Origin of the sequence: Streptomyces paludis (genome assembly GCF_003344965.1) — a bacterium.
GTDB lineage: Bacteria > Actinomycetota > Actinomycetes > Streptomycetales > Streptomycetaceae > Streptomyces > Streptomyces paludis.
The window spans coordinates 651,050-669,666 of record NZ_CP031194.1 but is presented as its reverse complement, the minus strand read 5'-3'; the positions used below and the strand labels follow the sequence as shown (position 1 = coordinate 669,666).

15 protein-coding genes and 1 riboswitch are annotated in these 18,617 nt (G+C 72.0%); of the genes, 7 read left to right on the top strand and 8 right to left on the bottom strand.

All coding sequences use genetic code 11. The features are described 5' to 3' along the window. Nucleotides 1–57: 57 nt before the first annotated feature. On the top strand, nucleotides 58–627 hold the full coding sequence (locus DVK44_RS02850) for a MerR family transcriptional regulator (protein ID WP_114658169.1): 570 nt from the start codon (nucleotides 58–60) through the stop codon (nucleotides 625–627). Between the two features lie 59 nt (nucleotides 628–686). Continuing rightward, entirely contained in the window at nucleotides 687–2,255 is a 1,569-nt protein-coding gene (locus DVK44_RS02845) for a DNA polymerase IV (protein WP_114658168.1), read from the top strand. On the opposite strand, the gene DVK44_RS02840 is transcribed toward DVK44_RS02845, so the two are convergent. Further along, nucleotides 2,150–2,548: a PRC-barrel domain-containing protein gene (locus DVK44_RS02840; protein WP_114658167.1), complete on the bottom strand. Its 399-nt coding sequence runs from the start codon at nucleotides 2,546–2,548 to the stop codon at nucleotides 2,150–2,152. The two genes, DVK44_RS02845 and DVK44_RS02840, sit on opposite strands and share 106 nt — an antisense overlap. A gap of 136 nt (nucleotides 2,549–2,684) precedes the next feature. Beyond that, nucleotides 2,685–2,782, top strand: a riboswitch (glycine riboswitch). A 176-nt stretch (nucleotides 2,783–2,958) separates the two neighbouring features. Between DVK44_RS02840 and gcvP the strand changes: the two genes are divergently transcribed. Continuing rightward, complete coding sequence (gcvP, locus tag DVK44_RS02835; RefSeq protein ID WP_114658166.1) at nucleotides 2,959–5,844, top strand: aminomethyl-transferring glycine dehydrogenase; 2,886 nt, start codon at nucleotides 2,959–2,961, stop codon at nucleotides 5,842–5,844. Between the two features lie 80 nt (nucleotides 5,845–5,924). Here the strand turns inward: gcvP and DVK44_RS02830 are convergent, their stop codons facing one another. After that, nucleotides 5,925–6,131, bottom strand: coding sequence for a DUF5999 family protein (locus tag DVK44_RS02830; protein ID WP_181957605.1), 207 nt, complete (start codon nucleotides 6,129–6,131; stop codon nucleotides 5,925–5,927). A gap of 277 nt (nucleotides 6,132–6,408) precedes the next feature. Here DVK44_RS02830 and DVK44_RS02825 point away from each other — a divergent pair. Beyond that, a protein-coding gene (locus DVK44_RS02825; protein WP_114658164.1) for an IS5 family transposase occupies nucleotides 6,409–7,289 on the top strand; the annotation gives its coding sequence in 2 pieces (ribosomal slippage) (nucleotides 6,409–6,769 and nucleotides 6,769–7,289; 882 coding nt in all). 62 nt (nucleotides 7,290–7,351) lie between these two features. Here the strand turns inward: DVK44_RS02825 and DVK44_RS02820 are convergent. Next, nucleotides 7,352–7,963 carry a hypothetical protein gene (locus tag DVK44_RS02820; protein WP_114658163.1) on the bottom strand — a complete coding sequence of 204 codons (612 nt, stop codon included), beginning with the start codon at nucleotides 7,961–7,963 and terminating at the stop codon, nucleotides 7,352–7,354. A 505-nt stretch (nucleotides 7,964–8,468) separates the two neighbouring features. Between DVK44_RS02820 and DVK44_RS02815 the strand changes: the two genes are divergently transcribed. Then, on the top strand, nucleotides 8,469–9,989 hold the full coding sequence (locus tag DVK44_RS02815) for a glutamate--cysteine ligase (RefSeq protein WP_114658162.1): 1,521 nt from the start codon (nucleotides 8,469–8,471) through the stop codon (nucleotides 9,987–9,989). 86 nt (nucleotides 9,990–10,075) lie between these two features. Here the strand turns inward: DVK44_RS02815 and DVK44_RS02810 are convergent, their stop codons facing one another. Next, on the bottom strand, nucleotides 10,076–11,947 hold the full coding sequence (locus DVK44_RS02810) for a substrate-binding domain-containing protein (RefSeq protein ID WP_114658161.1): 1,872 nt from the start codon (nucleotides 11,945–11,947) through the stop codon (nucleotides 10,076–10,078). Nucleotides 11,948–12,227: 280 nt separating this feature from the next. On the opposite strand from DVK44_RS02810, the gene DVK44_RS02805 reads away from it, so the two are divergent. Then, on the top strand, nucleotides 12,228–13,022 hold the full coding sequence (locus DVK44_RS02805; RefSeq protein WP_228447557.1) for a CPBP family intramembrane glutamic endopeptidase: 795 nt from the start codon (nucleotides 12,228–12,230) through the stop codon (nucleotides 13,020–13,022). Nucleotides 13,023–13,074: 52 nt separating this feature from the next. On the opposite strand, the gene DVK44_RS02800 is transcribed toward DVK44_RS02805, so the two are convergent. Further along, a complete protein-coding gene (locus DVK44_RS02800; RefSeq protein ID WP_114658160.1) occupies nucleotides 13,075–13,899 on the bottom strand; it encodes a PhzF family phenazine biosynthesis protein in 825 nt (274 codons plus the stop codon). A gap of 129 nt (nucleotides 13,900–14,028) precedes the next feature. After that, nucleotides 14,029–14,769, bottom strand: coding sequence for a TetR/AcrR family transcriptional regulator (locus tag DVK44_RS02795; RefSeq protein ID WP_114658159.1), 741 nt, complete (start codon nucleotides 14,767–14,769; stop codon nucleotides 14,029–14,031). A 202-nt stretch (nucleotides 14,770–14,971) separates the two neighbouring features. On the opposite strand from DVK44_RS02795, the gene DVK44_RS02790 reads away from it, so the two are divergent. Further along, nucleotides 14,972–16,579 carry an MDR family MFS transporter gene (locus DVK44_RS02790; RefSeq protein WP_114658158.1) on the top strand — a complete coding sequence of 536 codons (1,608 nt, stop codon included), beginning with the start codon at nucleotides 14,972–14,974 and terminating at the stop codon, nucleotides 16,577–16,579. A 21-nt stretch (nucleotides 16,580–16,600) separates the two neighbouring features. Here DVK44_RS02790 and DVK44_RS02785 read toward each other — a convergent pair whose 3' ends face one another. Both DVK44_RS02785 and DVK44_RS02780 read right to left on the bottom strand, forming a co-directional pair. Continuing rightward, the gene (locus tag DVK44_RS02785; protein WP_114658157.1) at nucleotides 16,601–17,266 is read right to left on the bottom strand and encodes a hypothetical protein; all 666 of its coding nucleotides are present in this window, start codon (nucleotides 17,264–17,266) and stop codon (nucleotides 16,601–16,603) included. A gap of 10 nt (nucleotides 17,267–17,276) precedes the next feature. Next, nucleotides 17,277–18,602 carry a 2-isopropylmalate synthase gene (locus tag DVK44_RS02780; RefSeq protein WP_228446965.1) on the bottom strand — a complete coding sequence of 442 codons (1,326 nt, stop codon included), beginning with the start codon at nucleotides 18,600–18,602 and terminating at the stop codon, nucleotides 17,277–17,279. Between the last annotated feature and the right edge of the window lie 15 nt (nucleotides 18,603–18,617).

Genomic DNA, 18,617 nt, shown 5'->3' with positions numbered 1-18,617 from the left:
ACGCACCCCGGGTGACTGCCTACCTTCGACAGGGCAGGTCAAGGACGGAGGGTCGGCGTGAGAAGCATCGGCGACGGTACGGCGGCGGGCGGTCCGTATCCGCTTCACGGCAGCGCGCCAGGACCCGGTGCGGAGACGGTCGGATACCGGGGTCCGACCGCGTGCGCGGCGGCGGGCATCACGTACCGCCAGTTGGACTACTGGGCACGCACGGGGCTGGTCGAGCCGTCTGTGCGGCCGGCGCACGGATCGGGCACGCAGCGGCTCTACAGCTTCCGGGACGTGGTCGTCCTCAAGATCGTGAAGCGGTTCCTGGACACCGGGGTGGCGTTGCAGAACATCCGGGCGGCCGTGCAGCATCTGCGGGCCCGGGGCTTCCAGGACCTGGAGCGGATGACGCTCATGAGCGACGGCGCGACGGTCCACGAGTGCACCTCGCCCGACGAGGTCGTGAGCCTGCTCCAGGGCGGGCAGGGGGTCTTCGGGATCGCGGTCGGGGTGGTGTGGCGGGATGTCGAGGCCGCGCTGTCCCAGCTGCACGGGGAGCGCGTCGACACGGGCGAGACGCTGATCGGGCACAATCCGGCCGACGAGCTGGCGCGAAGGCGCCGCGACCGGGCCGTCTGACCGGCTCTCCGGCGCCGCCGGAGGGCCCGTTGTCAGTGGTGTGAGGCAGCATCGGAGGTGTGAGAGCCGCACCGACGATCCTGCATCTCGACATGGACGCGTTCTTCGCCGCCGCCGAGCAGGCGGCGAAGCCGAGCCTGCGCGGAAAGCCGGTGGTCGTCGGCGGGCTGGGGCCGCGCGGGGTGGTCTCGACCGCCTCGTACGAGGCCCGGCGGTTCGGGGTGCACTCGGCGATGCCGATGGCGCAGGCGAGACGGCTGGCGCCGAACGCCGCGTATCTGGTGCCGCGCTTCGCGGTCTACCGGGAGGTCAGCGACCGGGTGATGGCGCTGCTGCGGGCGCTGTCCCCGCTGGTGGAGCCGTTGAGCCTGGACGAGGCGTTCGTGGACCTGGAGGCGGGCGGCTCGGCCCATGACACCGCCTCGGCGCTGGCGGCCGGTGAGCGGCTGCGCGAGGACATCAGGGCGGCCACCGGGCTGGCCGGCTCCGTGGGGCTGGCCGGCTCGAAGATGCTCGCGAAGATCGGCTCCGAGCAGGCCAAGCCCGACGGACTCGTCCTCATAGCACCGGGTACGGAGCGTGAGCTGCTGGGGCCCATGACGGTGCGGACCCTGCCCGGGGTGGGACCCGCGACCGGGGAGCATCTGCGCAGGGCCGGGATGACCACCGTCGCCCATCTGGCCGAGGCGGGCGAGGACGAACTCGTACGGCTGCTGGGGAAGGCGCACGGCGCTTCGCTGTACCGGATGGCGCGGGGGTACGACGACCGGCCCGTGGTGTCCGAGCGCGAGACCAAGTCGGTGTCGGTGGAGGACACCTTCGACGTCGATCTGCACGACCGGGTGCGGGTGCGCGCGGAGGTCGACCGGCTCGCCGACCGGTGTGTCGAGCGGCTGCGGGCGGCCGGGCACTCGGGGCGCACCGTGGTCCTGAAGGTCCGGCGCTACGACTTCTCGACGTTGACCCGTTCGGAGACGCTGCGCGGGCCCACGGACGATCCCGGGGTGGTGCGGGAGGCCGCCGGGCGGCTGCTGGAGTCGGTGGACACGACCGGCGGGGTGCGGCTGCTGGGGGTGGGGGTGACCGGGCTCGCGGACTACACGCAGGAGGACCTGTTCGCGCAGGCGGCGGCTGCCGGGCGCGAGGCGGCTGGGCGCGAGGCCGCCGGGAAGGCCGGGGACGGCCGTGACGGCGAGGGCGGCCGGGGTGGTGACGAGCGGGCGGGCGCGGTGCCGGGGGAGCCGGGCACGGGCTCGGGCGCGGGGGATGCCGGGTCGGCGGCGGGGGAGCCCGTGGCGGCGGAGGTGCCGGAGGACCGGCGGTTCCCGGCCGGGCACGATGTGCGCCACGCCGAGTTCGGACCGGGCTGGGTGCAGGGCAGCGGGCTGCGGAGAGTGACCGTACGGTTCGAGGAGCCGGGGTCCGCGCCGGGGTGGGTGCGGACGTTCTGGGTCGACGATCCCGATCTGGTGCTCTCCGAGCCGCTGCCCCTGGTGCCGTCGGCCACGGCTACGGCACCGGTTCAGTCCTCCTGTCCGGCCAGCCGCCCGAAGTCCCGGTCCGTGTCCCGGTCGGAGAGGGACGCGGGCCGCTCGGGCGGCCCCGGTTCGGGGAGGGCGAGACCGTAGTGCCGGTAGAGCTGGAGCTCCTGGTCCGGGGAGAGATGACGGCCCACCCCGAAGTCCGGCGCGTCCTTGATGAGGGCGCGGTCGAACGGGACCCGCAGCCCGTCCTCGGACAGGGTGCTGGGGGCGAGCGGGACGAACGCGTCCCGGCTGAAGAGGCCGGTGCGTACGGCCGCCCACTCCGGGACGCCGGTGGCGTCGTCGAGATACACCTCGTCCACCGTGCCGAGTCTGTGGCCGTCCCGGTCGAACGCCTTGCGCCCTATCAGGCTGCGCGGATCGATATCGGTCTCCACGGTCCCTCCAACTGGTCGGAGCTGTTCCTCGTGCCCCTCCCGGCAGGGGCAGTAGACACCACAAAAGTGCAGATCCGGGACGGCGGCCACTCGAAATCCGCCCGAAGTGGCCCGCTGGTAGGCTGGCAGCGGCTGCTGACCCCGTGCGGGAGAGTCCTCCGGAGAGTGTTCCGGAGGCGCCGAAGGAGCAACTCCTCCCCGGAATCTCTCAGGCCCCCGTACCGCGCGGACGAGGTCACTCTGGAAAGCAGGTCGGTGCCCGACGGCATCCGCCCTCACCGACGGTGAAAGCCGGACCGCCGCACGGCTGCCCGGTGAAGCTCTCAGGTCAGATGACAGAGGGGGAGGCCGTCCGGGCACCCGCGTCCTGGTGCCCCTCGTAGGTCGTAGCAGACCAGGAGGCCCTCCTCATGAACGCCCCACGCATTCCGCTCGCCCAGCTGGAGCGAGGCATTCCCTTCGAGCAGCGCCACATAGGCCCCGACGCGGCCGCCCAGGCGAAGATGCTGGCGCAGGTGGGCTACGGCTCGCTCGACGAGCTGACCGACGCCGCCGTGCCCGACGCGATCAAAAGCGCCGAGGCGCTGCGGCTGCCCGGCGCCCGCACGGAGGCCGAGGTGCTGGCCGAGCTGCGTACGCTCGCCGACCGCAACCAGGTGCTGGCGCCGATGATCGGCCTCGGCTACTACGGGACGTTCACCCCGCCCGTGATCCTCCGCAATGTGATGGAGAACCCCGCCTGGTACACGGCGTACACCCCGTACCAGCCGGAGATCTCGCAGGGCCGTCTGGAGGCCCTGCTCAACTTCCAGACCGTGGTGGCCGAGCTGACCGGGCTGCCGACCTCGGGCGCCTCGCTCCTGGACGAGGGCACGGCGGCGGCCGAGGCGATGGCGCTGTCGCGGCGGGTCGGCAAGGTCAAGGGCGGGGTCTTCCTGGTCGACGCCGACAACCTGCCGCAGACCGTCGCCGTGATCGAGACCCGCGCCGAGCCCACGGGCGTGGAGGTGGTGGTCGCGGATCTCACCGAGGGCATCCCGGCGGAGATCGCCGAGCGCGGTGTCTTCGGTGTGCTCCTCGCCTACCCGGGCGCCTCTGGCGCGGTCCGGGACCTCCGTGCCGTGATCGGGCGGGCGCACGAGCTGGGCGCGGTCGTCACCGTCGCCGCCGACCTGCTCGCGCTGACCCTGCTCACCTCCCCGGGCGAGCTGGGCGCGGACATCGCCGTCGGCACCACCCAGCGCTTCGGTGTCCCGATGGGCTTCGGCGGACCGCACGCCGGATTCATGGCCGTGCGCGAGCAGTTCGCGCGCAGTCTGCCGGGCCGGCTCGTCGGTGTGTCCGTGGACGCCGACGGCAACAAGGCGTACCGGCTGGCGCTCCAGACCCGCGAGCAGCACATCCGGCGCGAGAAGGCCACGAGCAACATCTGCACCGCGCAGGTGCTGCTGGCCGTGATGGCCGGGATGTACGCGGTCTACCACGGCCCGCAGGGGCTGCGGTCCATCGCGCGGCGCACCCACCGGTACGCGGCGCTGCTCGCCGCCGGGCTGCGCGCGGGCGGGGTGCGGATCGCGCACGACACGTACTTCGACACGCTGACCGCGGTGGTGCCCGGCCGGGCCGCCGCCGTGGTGGCCGCCGCCCGCGAGGGCGGGGTCAACCTGTGGCAGGTGGACGCCGACCGGGTCTCCGTGGCCTGCGACGAGACCACCGGCCGCGCCCAGCTGGCCGCCGTATGGGCCGCGTTCGGGGTCGAGGCGGACATCGAGGCGCTGGACGGCGGGACGGACGACGCGCTGCCGGGCGGGCTGCTGCGGAGCGACGACTATCTGACGCACCCCGTCTTCCACCAGTACCGCTCCGAGACGGCGATGCTGCGCTATCTGCGCCGCCTCTCCGACCGGGACTACGCGCTGGACCGCGGGATGATCCCGCTCGGTTCCTGCACCATGAAACTGAACGCGACCACCGAGATGGAGCCGGTCACCTGGCCCGAGTTCGGCGCGCTGCACCCGTTCGCCCCGGCGGAGCAGGCACAGGGCTATCTGACGCTCATCAGGGAGTTGGAGGAACGGCTCGCCGAGGTCACCGGCTACGACGCGGTCTCCCTCCAGCCCAACGCCGGTTCACAGGGCGAGCTGGCCGGGCTGCTGGCCGTACGGGCGTACCACCGGGCCAACGGGGACACCGGGCGTACGGTCTGCCTCATCCCGTCCTCCGCGCACGGCACGAACGCGGCGAGCGCGGTGATGGCCGGGATGAAGGTCGTCGTCGTCAAGACCCGCGAGGACGGCGACGTCGACGTCGAGGACCTGCACGCGAAGATCGACCGGTACGGCCCGGAGCTGGCCGTCCTGATGGTCACCTACCCGTCCACCCACGGGGTGTTCGAGGAGCACATCGGCGACATCTGCGCGGCGGTGCACGACGCGGGCGGCCAGGTGTACGTGGACGGCGCGAACCTCAACGCGCTGGTGGGGCTGGCGAAGCCGGGCCGGTTCGGCTCGGACGTCTCGCATCTGAACCTGCACAAGACGTTCTGCATCCCGCACGGCGGCGGCGGTCCCGGGGTCGGCCCGGTCGGCGTACGGGCGCATCTCGCGCCGTACCTGCCCAACCACCCGCTCCAGCCGGCCGCGGGGCCCGCGACGGGTGTGGGGCCGATCTCGGCGGCGCCCTGGGGCTCGGCCGGCATCCTGCCGATCTCGTGGGCGTACGTACGGCTGATGGGCGGCGAGGGCCTCAAGCGCGCGACGCAGGTCGCCGTGCTCGCCGCGAACTACATCGCCAAGCGGCTGGAGCCGCACTACCCGGTGCTCTACACCGGCCCCAACGGGCTGGTCGCGCACGAGTGCATCGTGGATCTCCGGCCGCTGTCCAAGTCCACCGGTGTCAGCGTCGACGACATCGCGAAGCGGCTGATCGACTACGGCTTCCACGCGCCGACGATGTCGTTCCCGGTGGCGGGCACCCTGATGATCGAGCCGACCGAGAGCGAGGATCTGACCGAGATCGACCGCTTCTGCGAGGCGATGATCGCGATTCGTACGGAGATCGAGAAGGTCGCCTCGGGCGAGTGGCCCGCCGACGACAACCCGCTGCGCCACGCGCCGCACACCGCGGCCGCGCTGGGCGGGGAGTGGGAGCACGCCTACACCCGCGACGAGGCGGTCTTCCCCGCCGGTGTCTCGGCCGCGGACAAGTACTGGCCGCCGGTCCGCCGGATCGACGGCGCGTTCGGCGACCGCAACCTGGTCTGCTCCTGCCCGCCGCTGGACGCGTACGACAACTGACCGGATACGCGTCGGGGCCGGTGCGGAGAACAGTCTCCGGGCCGGCCCCACGTTTTCGGGAGGTGCGGGCGGTGGCGGAATCAGGCGGCCGTCACCACGCGCTCGGCGCGCTGCGGCCGGTGCGGGGCGATGATCTTCCCGTTCGGCAGCAGTTCACCGGTGTCCTCGAAGACCAGAACGCCATTGCACAGCAGACTCCAGCCCTGCTCCGGATGGTGTGCCCGCAGTCGGGCGGCGTCGCGGTCGGCAGAGTCGGCTGTCGGGCAGGATGGCTGGTGCTGGCACATGGGCGAGTTCTTTCGCTGTGTCGTCGTGAGTGTCCCGCGGCTCGATGTGGTCATGGCCGCCCCCCGTATCTGTCGTGTCCTGTCACAGTGTTGCCCCACGGAGAGCAATCCGCAGGGATTTCACGGCAGTACTTCCTCTTGCTCAAGGACGCGTCACCCGGCCGGACGGTTCAGGTCAACTGCACCGACTTTTCGGGTGGTTCTGGATAGCCCCTCCGGACTAGGTCCTGTCCGGCGGATCATGTGACCTTCTGACCGGTCGCTCGTTGGTTCGGGTATGGGTCGGGGGGATTTGATGAACCGCGAGTGGTCGTTGCTGGAGCCGCATCTGCCATCTCTGGGTGGCCGGGGCGGCCGGTGGAACGACCACCGCACCGTGGTCAACGGGATCCTCTTCCGGGTCCGGACCGGTGTCCCGTGGCGTGACCTGCCGGAACGCTATGGCTCGTGGAAGACCGTCTATGAACGGCATCGCCGCTGGTCGGCGGACGGTACCTGGGACCGGATCCTGCACGCGGTCCAGGCCGACGCCGACCTGGCCGGGCGGATCGACTGGTCGATGATCGGCATCGACTCGACGTCCTGCCGGGCCCATCAGCACGCGGCCGGCGCCCGCAAGGCCCGTCCGCGGATCCCGAAAAAAGGACGACGCCCCGGCACCACCGCCCCGACGAGGGACTCGGACGGTCCCGGGGCGGCCTGACCTGCAAGATCCACCTCGCCGGCGAAGGCGGTTGCCGCCCCATGGCCCTCCTGCTCACGCCGGGTCAGTGGGGCGACGCCCCGCAGATGGTCGAGGTCCTGGACCGAATCCGGGTCCCCCGGCCACGGGGCGGACGCCCCCGAACCAGGCCCGACCACGTCAGCGGCGACAAGGCATACAGCTCCCGCCGAAACCGCCGCTACCTGCGAAGACGCCACATCCGGCACACGATCCCGGAACCGAAGGACCAGCGGGCCAACCGCCAACGCAGAGGCAGCAGCGGTGGCAGACCCGCCGGCTTCGACCGCGACCGCTACCGGCGCCGCAACGAGGTCGAGCGGACCATCAACCGGCTCAAGAACTCCCGCGCGGTCGCCACTCGTTACGACAAGCGGGCCTACGTCTTCCACGGCACCGTCACCGCCGCCGCGATCCGACTCTGGCTCCGCCAGTGATCCGCCGGACAGGACCTAGTCCGGACGGGCGGCCGGGGGGCGGCCGGCGGCGCGGGGGCCGGTCAGGCCGGCGTACGCAGCAGTGGGGGCGGGGTGATCCGCAGACCGATCATCGGCAGCAGCTCCGCGACCCGGTGCGGACGGTGCGCCGCGATACCCGGCGGCGCCGGGGCGAGGGGCACCAGGATGTCGGACGGGTCCGGGCTGCCGGTGGCGGCGTCCGCGGAGGTGTCCCCGTGCAGCCAGAGGGTGAGCATGTACAGCTCGGGCACCGACAGCAGCCGTGGCTGATAAACGGTCGTCAGGGAGTCGGCCTGCCGCAGCGCACGCTCCGTGGCGGTCAGATACGGGCCCTCGAAGAAGCGCGAGAAGGTCCAGCCGTCGGGGGTGAGCATCGTGTCGGCGGCGGCCACGGTGCGCTCACCGCTGCGGATGAGGAAACGCCAGCCCGCCAGCCCCGTGCGGGGCGTGCGGCCGTCGGGCCCGGACGTACGGCCCCCCGAGGGGGTGACGTGGTCGAGGACATGGACGGGGAGAGGGAGTTCCGGGGTCAGCGGTCCCTGGGCGGACTGGAGGGCCGGGGTACGGGCATCGCGCACGGCGGTGGGGGAACTGAGTGCCGCGAGAACGCTGCGCAGAGCGGGCGCCGGGGCCGGGGGTACTTGCAGCGGCATGGTGGGTTGCCTCTCACTCAGGAGACAGGGTGACGCGTGAGGTGGTGCATGACTGTTGCGGACGTCGCTGTCGGCATGCGGGGTCAGAGGTGGGCTTCGGGGTGTACGCCCGGCCGCCGACTCTCTGCCTCGTACGCGGAGTTTATACGACACGTGTTCACGTCATGTTTCTTCTAGCTGTCCCGGATATTGCGGGCAAGGCACTATTAAGTCCATCTCTCCCGGACTTTTCGCGGATAAAACCGGAAGAGACGGTGCCTGGCCTGGGATGACTCGCCCAGCGGGGACGGCTGAAACCCGACGGCGTTTTTCGTGGACGGCCGGGCAGTGGAAACAGAACACCCACACCTTGCCAAAGGAATGTGCCGCGCGACCGATGGCCCACACTACCCCTCGCGACGCGCCGACGGGGCGGAAGACGTTACGGATCACACGGTGTGGGCATTATCGATCGTGACGCGAGCGGCCGGTGCCGCGGGCTGCCCACTCGAGGAGGGACACTTCGATGGGGGAGAAAGTCGAGTCGGACGGTTCGGAACTGTCCGACCGGCAGAGATACCGCAGGAAGCTCCAGCAGTGCCTGACGGTGCTGGAGCGGCTCCTGACGGAGGAGAGGTTCGATCGGCCCAAGAACCTGATGGGCCTGGAGATCGAGCTGAATCTGGCGGGCTCCGACGGGATGCCCCGCATGATGAATGCGGAGGTGCTGAAGCGCATCGCGAGCGGCGATTTCCAGACCGAACTCGGAATGTTCAACCTGGAAGTGAATGTGGCGCCCCACCGGCTGGGGGGACGGGTTCTCGACCAGCTCGCGGAAGAACTGCGCACCGGCCTCGGATATGCCCATCGCAAAGCGACCGAGGTCGACGCCGGGATCGTGATGATCGGAATTCTCCCGACGCTCACCCGGCACGACGTGGTCTCCGCGAACCTCTCCGACGCCGACCGCTACACACTCCTCAACCAGCAGATGGTCGCGGCCAGGGGAGAGGATTTCACCCTCGACATCGAAGGGGTGGAGCGGCTCTCCTCCACCTCGTCGTCGATCACCCCGGAGGCCGCCTGCACCTCCGTACAGCTGCATCTCCAGGTCACCCCCGACCGGTTCGCGGATGTGTGGAACGCGGCCCAGTGCGTGGCCGCCGTGCAGGTGGCACTCGGTGCCAACGCGCCCTTCCTGTTCGGCCATGAGCTGTGGCGGGAGTCCCGGCCGCCGCTCTTCGAACAGTCCACCGACACCAGGCCGCCGGAGCTGAAGGCCCAGGGCGTGCGCCCCCGGACCTGGTTCGGCGAGCGCTGGATCGGCTCCGCGTACGACCTCTTCGAGGAGAACGTGCGCTACTTCCCGCCGCTGCTGCCGATCTGTGACGACGAGGATCCGCTGGCGGTGCTCGACCGCGGGGGTGTGCCGGACCTCCAGGAGCTGGTGCTGCACAACGGCACGGTCTACCGCTGGAACCGGCCGGTGTACGAGGTGGCCGACGGCGCACCGCATCTGCGCGTGGAGAACCGGGTGCTGCCCGCGGGCCCCACGGTCACAGATGTGATCGCCAACGTCGCGTTCTACTACGGTCTGGTGCGCGCGCTCGCCGAGGACAGCCGGCCGGTGTGGAGCCGGCTGCCCTTCGCCGACGCCGCCGCCAACTTCGACACCGCCTGCCGCCACGGCATCGACGCCGAGCTGCGCTGGCCGCGCCCGGGGCGGGCGTCGGGCATCACGACCGTACCGACGGTGAAGCTGGTACGGGACGAGCTGCTGCCGCTCGCCGCGGCCGGGCTCGACGCGTGGCACATCGAGCCCGCGGACCGGGACTTCTACCTCGGGGTGATCGAGGAGCGGTGCAAGCGGCGGGTGAACGGGGCCTCCTGGCAGGTGGACACCTTCCACCGGGCGCTGGAGGCCGGGCTGGAGCGGGACGCGGCGCTGGCCGCCATGACCCGCCGGTACTGCGAGCTGATGCACGAGGGGGAGCCGGTGCACACGTGGCCGGTGGGGTTCCCGGGGCGGGGAGGTCGCGTGGGGTGAGGTGGGGTGGGCGAGGGGCGGTGGCGCGGCGGGTACGGGGTGCGGGGTGCCGGCGCGGGGTGCGGGCCGGGTTCCGGTCGTATCGCTCAGGGGGTGGTCGACGCGGCCGAGAGCATGATCGCCTTCAGCAGTACGGACTGGATGTCGGCCGGATCGCTCACCTCGTACCCCGCCCCGCCCGTCGCCTTCGCGATCCGGTCGACCTCGGCCCGGTCGGCGTCCGGGCCCACCGCGACCGCGATCAGCGGCACCGGGCGCGCGGGGTCCACCAGCGCCTTCAGCCGCTTGATCAGATCGGCCCGCGAGATGCTGTCGTCGTCCTTGTTCGAACCGTCGGTGAGGATGACCAGCGCGTTGAACTTGCCGCGCACATAGGAGGACCGCGCCTCCTTGTAGGCGGCCAGCGTCGTGTCGTACAGCCCGGTGTCACCGTCCGGTACGGGGCGGAGCGCCGCGAAGGCGTCGGACAGCCGCTCGCGGTGGGTGCCGCCGCCCGTGACCGGCTCCCCGAGCCGGGCCGTCCGCTCCAGCACGCGGTAGTCCTTCGAGCCGTCGAGCCGGGTGGCGAACTCCCACAGGCCGATCTCGTCCTCGGCGGTGAACTGGGAGAGCGCCCGCAGCAGCGACGCCTTCGTGACATCCATCCGGCTCTGGCCCGACCGGCCCGGCACCGGCGCCGCCATCGACCCGGAGGCGTCGACGACCGTCGTCAGCCGGGTGCTGCGCACCGTCACCGTCCACAGCCCGAGCGCGCGCTGCACCGCCTCCGCCGACGGCGGCCGGGCGTCCTCGCCCTCGTACGGCTGCGGAGCGCGCCCGCCCGCCGTCCGCAGCACCTCGCCGGTCACCGGGGTGTTCGCCGCCCGGAAGCCGTGCTTCTCCAGCGTGCGGTACGAGCGGTCCTCGCCGAGCAGCGCCATGAAGCGCATCGCGGCGCGGCTCTGGTCCGTGGTCAGCTCGGTCTGATCGACCAGGCTGTACGGGTAGTCGAGCGCGGGCGCGCCGTCCGTGGGATAGAAGAGGTCGAGGCCGGCCACGCCGTTGCCCTCGGAGTTGTGGGTGAACGCGGCCTGCTCGGAGATCAGCACCGCCTCGTTGCGGCGCGGATTGCCCTTCTCCGCGCCCGAGTCGTCGCGCGCCAGGGTGTCCAGCAGCTGGGTGTCCGTGTCGGCGACGCGCTCGGAGAGGAGCTTGGCGGTGGCGGCCGTACGGGTCTCGCCCTTGGCGCCGTCCTGCTGCGCGGACTCCGCGATGGCGCTCAGCGCGAGCAGGCCGGAGGCGCTGCGCGCCGGATCGGCCGAACCGACGCGCGGCAGACCGCCGCCGGTCGCGGTCTGCGCCAGATCGGACCAGGTGTACGTCTTCCTCGGCCAGCCCAGGGTGCGGGCGGCGGTGGGTACGGTGGCCAGCGTCACGGGGGAGGAGGCCACGTTCCCGGCGGGGGTGAGGGGGACTCCGTCGCCGCTGCCCTTGGCGCGGTCGACCCAGACGCCGGAATCCGGCACCCAGACCTGGTACTTGGAGTCGTCGGAGCCTTCGGAGTCGTCGGTGGCGCGGCTGGAGCCGCCGGCGCCGGTGGCGTCGGTGGCGCCCGTACCGCCTGTGGCTCCTGTGATGCCTGTGGCTCCTGTGGCGAGTGCGCTCGCCACCTTGAAGTTGTCGCGGGCGGTGACCCGTATGTCGAGACAGCGGCCGTCGGAGGTCACCTTGTCCCGCCGGGCGCGGTCGGCCGTCTCCCGCAGGGCGGGAGCGATGTCCGGGGACGCGACGATGTCCAGCCGTACGGCGTCTCTCTCGCAGGGCGCGGCGAAGGAGAGCAGACCGGCGCGCGCCGCGATTCCGGTGCCGGCCGCCACGGCCAGCACGAGCGCGGCGGCGATGGCGACGTTGCGGCGGCGCGGCGAACGGGCCCTGCCCGCGCTCGCCGGCCGCACATCGGGCAAGCTGTGACGTCCCATGACGGTGACGCCCCTCCTTTGTGAAAGGTGGGAGAGGGGGATGGCGGGGGTGCCGCGGGTGCGGGTCTCGCGCGATCTTCGTACTCGTATGCGAGACCCTAGCGGCACGGTGCGCGGGACAGGGCCCGGATTCCACACCGGGACGTAGAAACTGGAGTCGGGTGTGCGTGCGGAGGCGGGACAGGTGGACGGTCCGGGACCGGAGCGGGATCGAGGGCCGGAGCAGGGGGCCGAGGTGCCGGGCGCCGAGAAGCGGAGCGCCGGGGCGTCGGCGGCTGATGTGGCGGGGGCCGGCGGGCGGGTGACCGAGGGGCGGGGAGCCGTCGCGCGCCGGACCCTGCGGTCCGAGACCCTGCTCGTACTGGCGCTCTCGCTGGGAGCGAGCGGCGTCGGCGCGCTGATCAGATTCATCGGGGCGCTCACCGCGCCCCAGGCGCTCAACGAGCAGGCGGCCAGGCTCAATTCGTCGGCGGCCCCGGGACGGCCGTGGCTCGACCTCTCCCTTCAGCTCTTCTACATCAGTACGGCCCTGGTGCCGGTCGCGCTGGTCGCGCATCTGCTGCTGCGCGAGGGCAGCGGGATACGCGACATCGGCTTCGACGGCCGGCGGCCCTGGCCCGACCTGGGACGCGGCACGCTGGTGGCGGCCGGGATCGGCAGCGCCGGGCTCGCGTTCTATCTGGTGATGCAGGCGACCGGGTTCAATCTGACGGTCCAGCCGGAGTCGCTGCCGAATGTCTGGTGGAAGTTCCCGGTGCTGATTCTCTCGGCGGTGCAGAACTCCGTGCTGGAGGAGGTGATCGTCGTCGGCTATCTGCTGCGCAGGCTCGGGCAGCTGGGCTGGACGCCGATGGCGGCGCTGGTGGGCAGCTCGGTGCTGCGCGGCTCGTACCACCTCTACCAGGGCATCGGCGGCTTCATCGGCAACATGGTGATGGGCGTGGTGTTCGTGCTCCTGTACCGGCGCTGGGGGCGGGTCGGGCCGCTGGTCGTGGCGCATACGCTGCTCGACATCGGGGCGTTCGTCGGGTACGCGCTGCTGGCGGGGAAGGTGGACTGGCTGCCGACGCTGTAGTCGGCCGGCGTGGGGGGTCCCTCGTGGACGAGGGCTGGGGGCTCGCCCGCTTTTACGGCGCGCTGAGCAGCTCGCCGTCGATGACCGTCACCGCCCGGCCGGTGAGCAGCGTCCGGGCGCCGCGCAGGGAGACCCGTACCAGTCCGGTACGGGCGGAGCCCTGAAGCCCGGTCAGCTCCGTGGCACCGCCCAGCCGCGCCGACCAGAACGGCGCGAGCGCGGTGTGGGCGCTGCCGGTCACCGGGTCCTCGTCCACCCCGACCTGGGGGAAGAAGCCGCGCGAGACGAAGTCGTAGCCACGGGCCGGGTCCTCGGCGCGGGCCGTCGCGATGATGCCGCGCCGGGAGCAGGCGACGAGCGCGTCGAAGTCGGGGGACAGGCCGCGTACGGTCGGCTCGTCGGCCAGCTCGACCACCAGATCGCCGAGGTGCTCGGCGGTGTCGTGCGCGGATACGGGCGTGGCGCCGAGCGCCGCCGCGAGGCCGTCGGGGACCGGGACCGGGGTCAGCGGCGAGGTCGGGAAGTCCAGGGTCAGCGAACCGTCCTCGTGGGCGACGGCGCCGAGGATCCCGGAGCGGGTCGCGAAGCGCAGGGCGCCCGTCGCACGGCCGGTGGTGTGCAGCACATGGGCGGTGGCCAGGGTGGCGTGGCCGCACAGGTCGACCTCGGTGGCCGGGGTGAGCCAGCGCAGCGCCCAGTCGGCGTCGCCGCCGGGCGGCAGGGGGTGGGCGAAGGCCGTCTCGGAGAGGTTGACCTCGGCGGCGACCCGCTGGAGCCACTCGGTGGCGGGGAACGCGGGGGAGTCGAGGAGCAGGACTCCGGCGGGGTTGCCCGCGAAGGGCCGGTCGGTGAAGGCGTCGACGATTCGGATGCGCATGTGCGGAGCGTAGAAGCCGAGGGACGTCCCGGGCCAAGGCCAATCCGAGGTGCGCGGCCTTGAAGCGCGCGGCGGCTCGGGGCACGGCGGCTCGGTGCTTGGGGCGCGGCGTACAGCGGCCGCGTCCTTTCAGCCCACGGGGGACGACGCCGGGGGTGACTGCCGCAGGCGGGCCCGGTGGGCCTCCGCGGCGCGGCGCAGCTGCATGGCGGTGGGCGCGGTGGGCAGGGGGTCGGCCGGGCCGGCCGACCCCGGCGTACGGAACGCCTCCAGCTGGTACGCGAGCAGCCGGCGCCACGCGTGGGGCGCCGCCTCCCGGGTGACGCGCAGGATTCCGCCGGTGGCCATCATGAGGAGCGTGATGTCCTCCAGGACGAAGTCGTCGCGGAGGCTGCCCTCCTCCTGGGCGCGCTCGATGAGCGCCGCGAGGTTCGTCCGTAGCCGCTCGCGGTGGGGCGGCACCACCGCCGGGACGGGCAGCGCCATGATGACGGCACTGCTGAAGCCGCGGTTCTCGGACTGCATCGCGCAGAAGCGCTCGATGCAGTCGCGCAGGCCCGTCCAGGCGTCGGGCGCGTGCAGCGCCTCTTCGGTGAAGTCGGTGATCTCGGCCATCTTGGCCTCGTAGGTCGCGGCGATGAGTTCCTCGCGCGTCGGGAAGCGGCGGTAGAGCGTCGCGATACCGACGCCCGCGCGCTCGGCGATGTTCTCCAGCGGGCTGTCGACACCGGTCTCCGCGAAGACGCTCCGGGCGGCCTCGACGAGCCGGGCCCGGTTGCGTTCCGCGTCGGCCCGCAGGGCGCGCGAGGGGGCGGCTCCGGCAGCGGCTCCGGCGGATTCCGCGCCGGACTCCTGGTGCTGAGAACTCATCGCTCCATGCTACGTGCCGGAGTACGCCCTCCGTTTTGCGCGGAGATGCGGTCGAACGGGGCGGTTCGTTTTGGGGATATAGGCGCCTTTCTGGCCATATGCGGGAGGGTGGCGGCCTTGTATCGGAGGTTCTCCTCCACTTATGTTAAGTTGCCTCGGGCAATCAGGTGATTGTCGGACGAAAGCGAGAGGGCCGACGACGATGAGTACGACCTCACCACCACCCGCGCCGATGGAGCACCGGCAGATCATGTCCGCGCTGGGCGGGCTGCTGCTCGGCATGTTCGTGGCGATGATCTCGTCCACGATCGTCACCAACGCCCTTCCGAAGATCATTTCCGATCTCGACTCGGGGCAGAGCGCCTACACCTGGGTGGTCACCGCCGCGCTGCTCGCGATGACCGTCTCCACCCCGCTGTGGGGCAAGCTCGCCGACCTGATCAGCAAGAAGCTGCTGGTCCAGATCGCGCTGGTGGTCTTCCTGATCGGCTCGCTGGGGGCGGGGCTGTCGCAGAACGTCGCGACGCTGATCGTCTTCCGGGTGCTCCAGGGCATCGGCACGGGCGGTCTGACGGCCCTGGTGCAGATCGTCATGGCGGCGATGATCTCGCCGCGCGAGCGGGGCCGGTACAGCGGCTACATCGGTGCCACCATCGCGGTCTCAACGGTCGCGGGACCGCTGCTGGGCGGGGCCATCGTGGACACCAGCTGGCTGGGCTGGCGCTGGTGCTTCTACATAGGCGTGCCGTTCGCGGCGGTCGCCTTCGCCGTGGTGCAGCGGACCCTGCGGCTGCCCGTGGTCAGGCGGGACGTGAAGGTCGACTGGACGGGCGCGTTCTTCATGAGCGCGTCCGTCAGTCTGCTGCTCATCTGGGTCACCTTCGCGGGCAGCAAGTTCGACTGGGCCTCCTGGCAGACCGCGGTCATGACCGGCGGCGCGGTGCTGCTCGGCGCGGTCTTCGTGCTGGTGGAGAGCAGGGCGAGCGAGCCGATCATCCCGCTGCGGCTGTTCCGCAACAAGACGATCACCCTCGCCTCCGTCGCGAGCCTCTTCGTCGGCGTCGGGATGTTCGCCGGCAGTATCTTCCTGAGCCAGTACTTCCAGATGGCCCGCGGTGAGTCGCCGACCATGGCAGGGATCATGACCATTCCGCTGATCGGCGGGCTGGCGGTCTCCTCCACGCTCTCCGGGCAGATCATCACCAAGACCGGCAGCTGGAAGATCTGGCTCGTCTCCGGGGGCGCGCTCGTCACCGCCGGGCTCGGTCTGCTGGGCACCATCCGCGCCGACACACCGTACTGGCGGACGGCCGTCTTCATGGCGCTGGTGGGTCTCGGCGTCGGCATGATGATGCAGAACCTGGTGCTCGCCACCCAGAACCAGGTCGACCAGCGGGATCTGGGCGCGGCCAGCTCGATGGTCAGCTTCTTCCGCTCGCTCGGCGGCTCCGCCGGGGTCGCGGCGCTGGGCGCGATGCTCGGCACACGGGTCACGCACTACATGGCGGACGGCCTGGCGCGGCTCGGCGTCACGGACACCGGATCCGGCAGCGGCTCCATCCCGGATCTCGCGCTGCTCCCGGCTCCGGTGCGGGCGGTCGTCGAGAGCGCGTACGGGCATGCCGTCGCCGACACCTTCCTGTACGCGGCGCCGCTCGCGCTGGTGGCGTTCGTGATGGTGCTGTTCATCAAGGAGGTGCCGCTGCGGCGCGACACCGGCACGGAGCCGATCGCTACGGGGACACCGGCGGCGGTGTCCGTGTCGACGTCCGGCGCGGCGTCTGAGTCGGCTTCGGCGCCGCGGGCGTAGCCGTAGCGCATACCGCTGCCGTCAACGGTGTTGTGTACGCAGCCGTTCGAGGTAGACGGCGGGATCGGGGCCGTGTGCCAGGTCCTGGGCTCCGTGACGGATATGGGTCAGTGTGCCGTCGGGCGTGATGCGCAGTGTGGTGGTGGCGTTGGTGTCGGTGTCGGTGCTGGTGTCGCGCAGGTGGTCGCCGTCCGCGACGGGGACGCCGGGGCCGAACATCGCGGCGGCCCGGGCGGCGGTGGGCGCGGGTGCCTGCCCGGTGCGGTTGGCGCTGCTGACGTACAGACGGGGGAAGCGCGCCAGCAGCGGGGCCAGGGATTGCCAGCGGGCGCCGAAGAGCAGGAGGTGACCGTCGCGCAGGGCGGGGAGAGCCCATGCCGGGGGTGGGGTGCCGGGGCGTACGGGCACCAGCAGGGTGACCAGTTCGACGCGGAGCAGATACGACGCCGTGCCGAGGGCGGCGGGCGTCAGGTCGAGTGCGGCGGTCAGTTCGGTCCACGTGGTGTCGTCGTGCGTCCAGAGCGCGACCTCCTGGTTCGAGGGCCGGGCTTTGGCGTGGTTGACGGCCTGCGGACCGGTGGCGGTGACGACGTAGGTCAGCGGGCTGGGGTTCGGCAGGACGGCGGCCCGGCCGGCGGCGAGGGCGTCGGCGGCGGGGCCGGTGTCGAGCGGTGCGGTGGGCGGCATCGGGGTCCGTTCAGGAAGTGGGCGCGGTCGCGGGTCCGGGCGTGGGTACGGGCTCGGGCGTGGGCGCCGTTGTGCTGGCGGTGAGGCCGTCGAGGTAGGCGGCGAAGTCGGCGTCGGGGACGACGGCTTGGCCGAGCCGGTACGCGCGGTCCTTGACCCAGGCCAGTGCGGTCCGGGTACGGACCGGGTCCAGGTCGTGTCCGAGGCGTTCGGCGACCGCGCGCAGCACACGCCGGCTCGCGAGATGGGTCAGGACGACGGTCGGCTCCAGGCCCAAGTGCCGCTGGGGATCGTACGGTTGGAAGGTTCTCGGGTGGGTGAACGGGGTGCCGGTGGAGATCGTGGCGACGCCGGTGCCCACGATGGGTGTGGTGACGGTGAGCGGCACACCGGTCTCGGCGGACACCATCCGGGCGATCCCCGGCAGCCGGGTCAGGTCCGGCGGCGTCCACCACAACTCCCTTGCGGAACCGGTGAGTCGGGCGGCCTTGGCCGGGTCGTGGGCGAGCAGGAAGAGGAGTTGCTCGGTGGCCGCCATGCCGCTGCGCTCGGCCATGCCGAGCCAGGAGCAGGCCACCACCCGTACGCCGGTCTCCAGCGCGGCCAGGGTGTTGGCCAGGCCGAGGCCGAGGTCGTTGTGCAGGTGTGACACCAGGACGGTGTCCGGGCCGGCCCCGGCCGCGACCCGCTGGAACAGGGTGCGGGCCTGGCCGGGCAGCAGATCTCCGACGGTGTCGGCCAGGACGATCGTCCCCGCGCCGCCCGCCGTCATCGCCCCCGCGTACTCGGCCACCAGCGCGGGGTCCGCGCGGGGCGCGTCCACCAGGCACACGTCCACCGCGACACCGTCGCCCGCCGCCAGGTCCACGGCCTCCTTGACCACGTCCATGCCCGTGGCCAGGGCGGTACGGGCGTCGCTGTGCACCAGGGCGCGGGCGGTCGCCTCCGACGCCGCCACGATCACCATCACCCGCGCGCCCGCCGCGCCCCGTACCGCACCCAGCGCCAGCCGCACGTCCGCCGCCGTGCCCCGGCAGATCGCCGCCGGACTCACCGAATCCTGTGCCTCCAGGGCGACTTGGCGCGTCGCCTCGAACTCCTGGGCGCACACCGAGGGGAAGCCCGCCGCGAACACCACATGCCGCGGCCCGTCCGCGCCGAAGATCGCACCCTGCTCGCGGGCCAGCCGCACCCGGAAACCGGCGCCCATCAATGTCTTGGCCTGCGCCCCGTCCCGCGCCGACTCCTCGAAGAACACCATCCGCCCCGCCCGAGCCGACTCCCGCACCACATCCACCACCGGCACCGCCCGCCCCCGTCCCTGGCGAGGTGGCATCCGCCGCATGGGCCA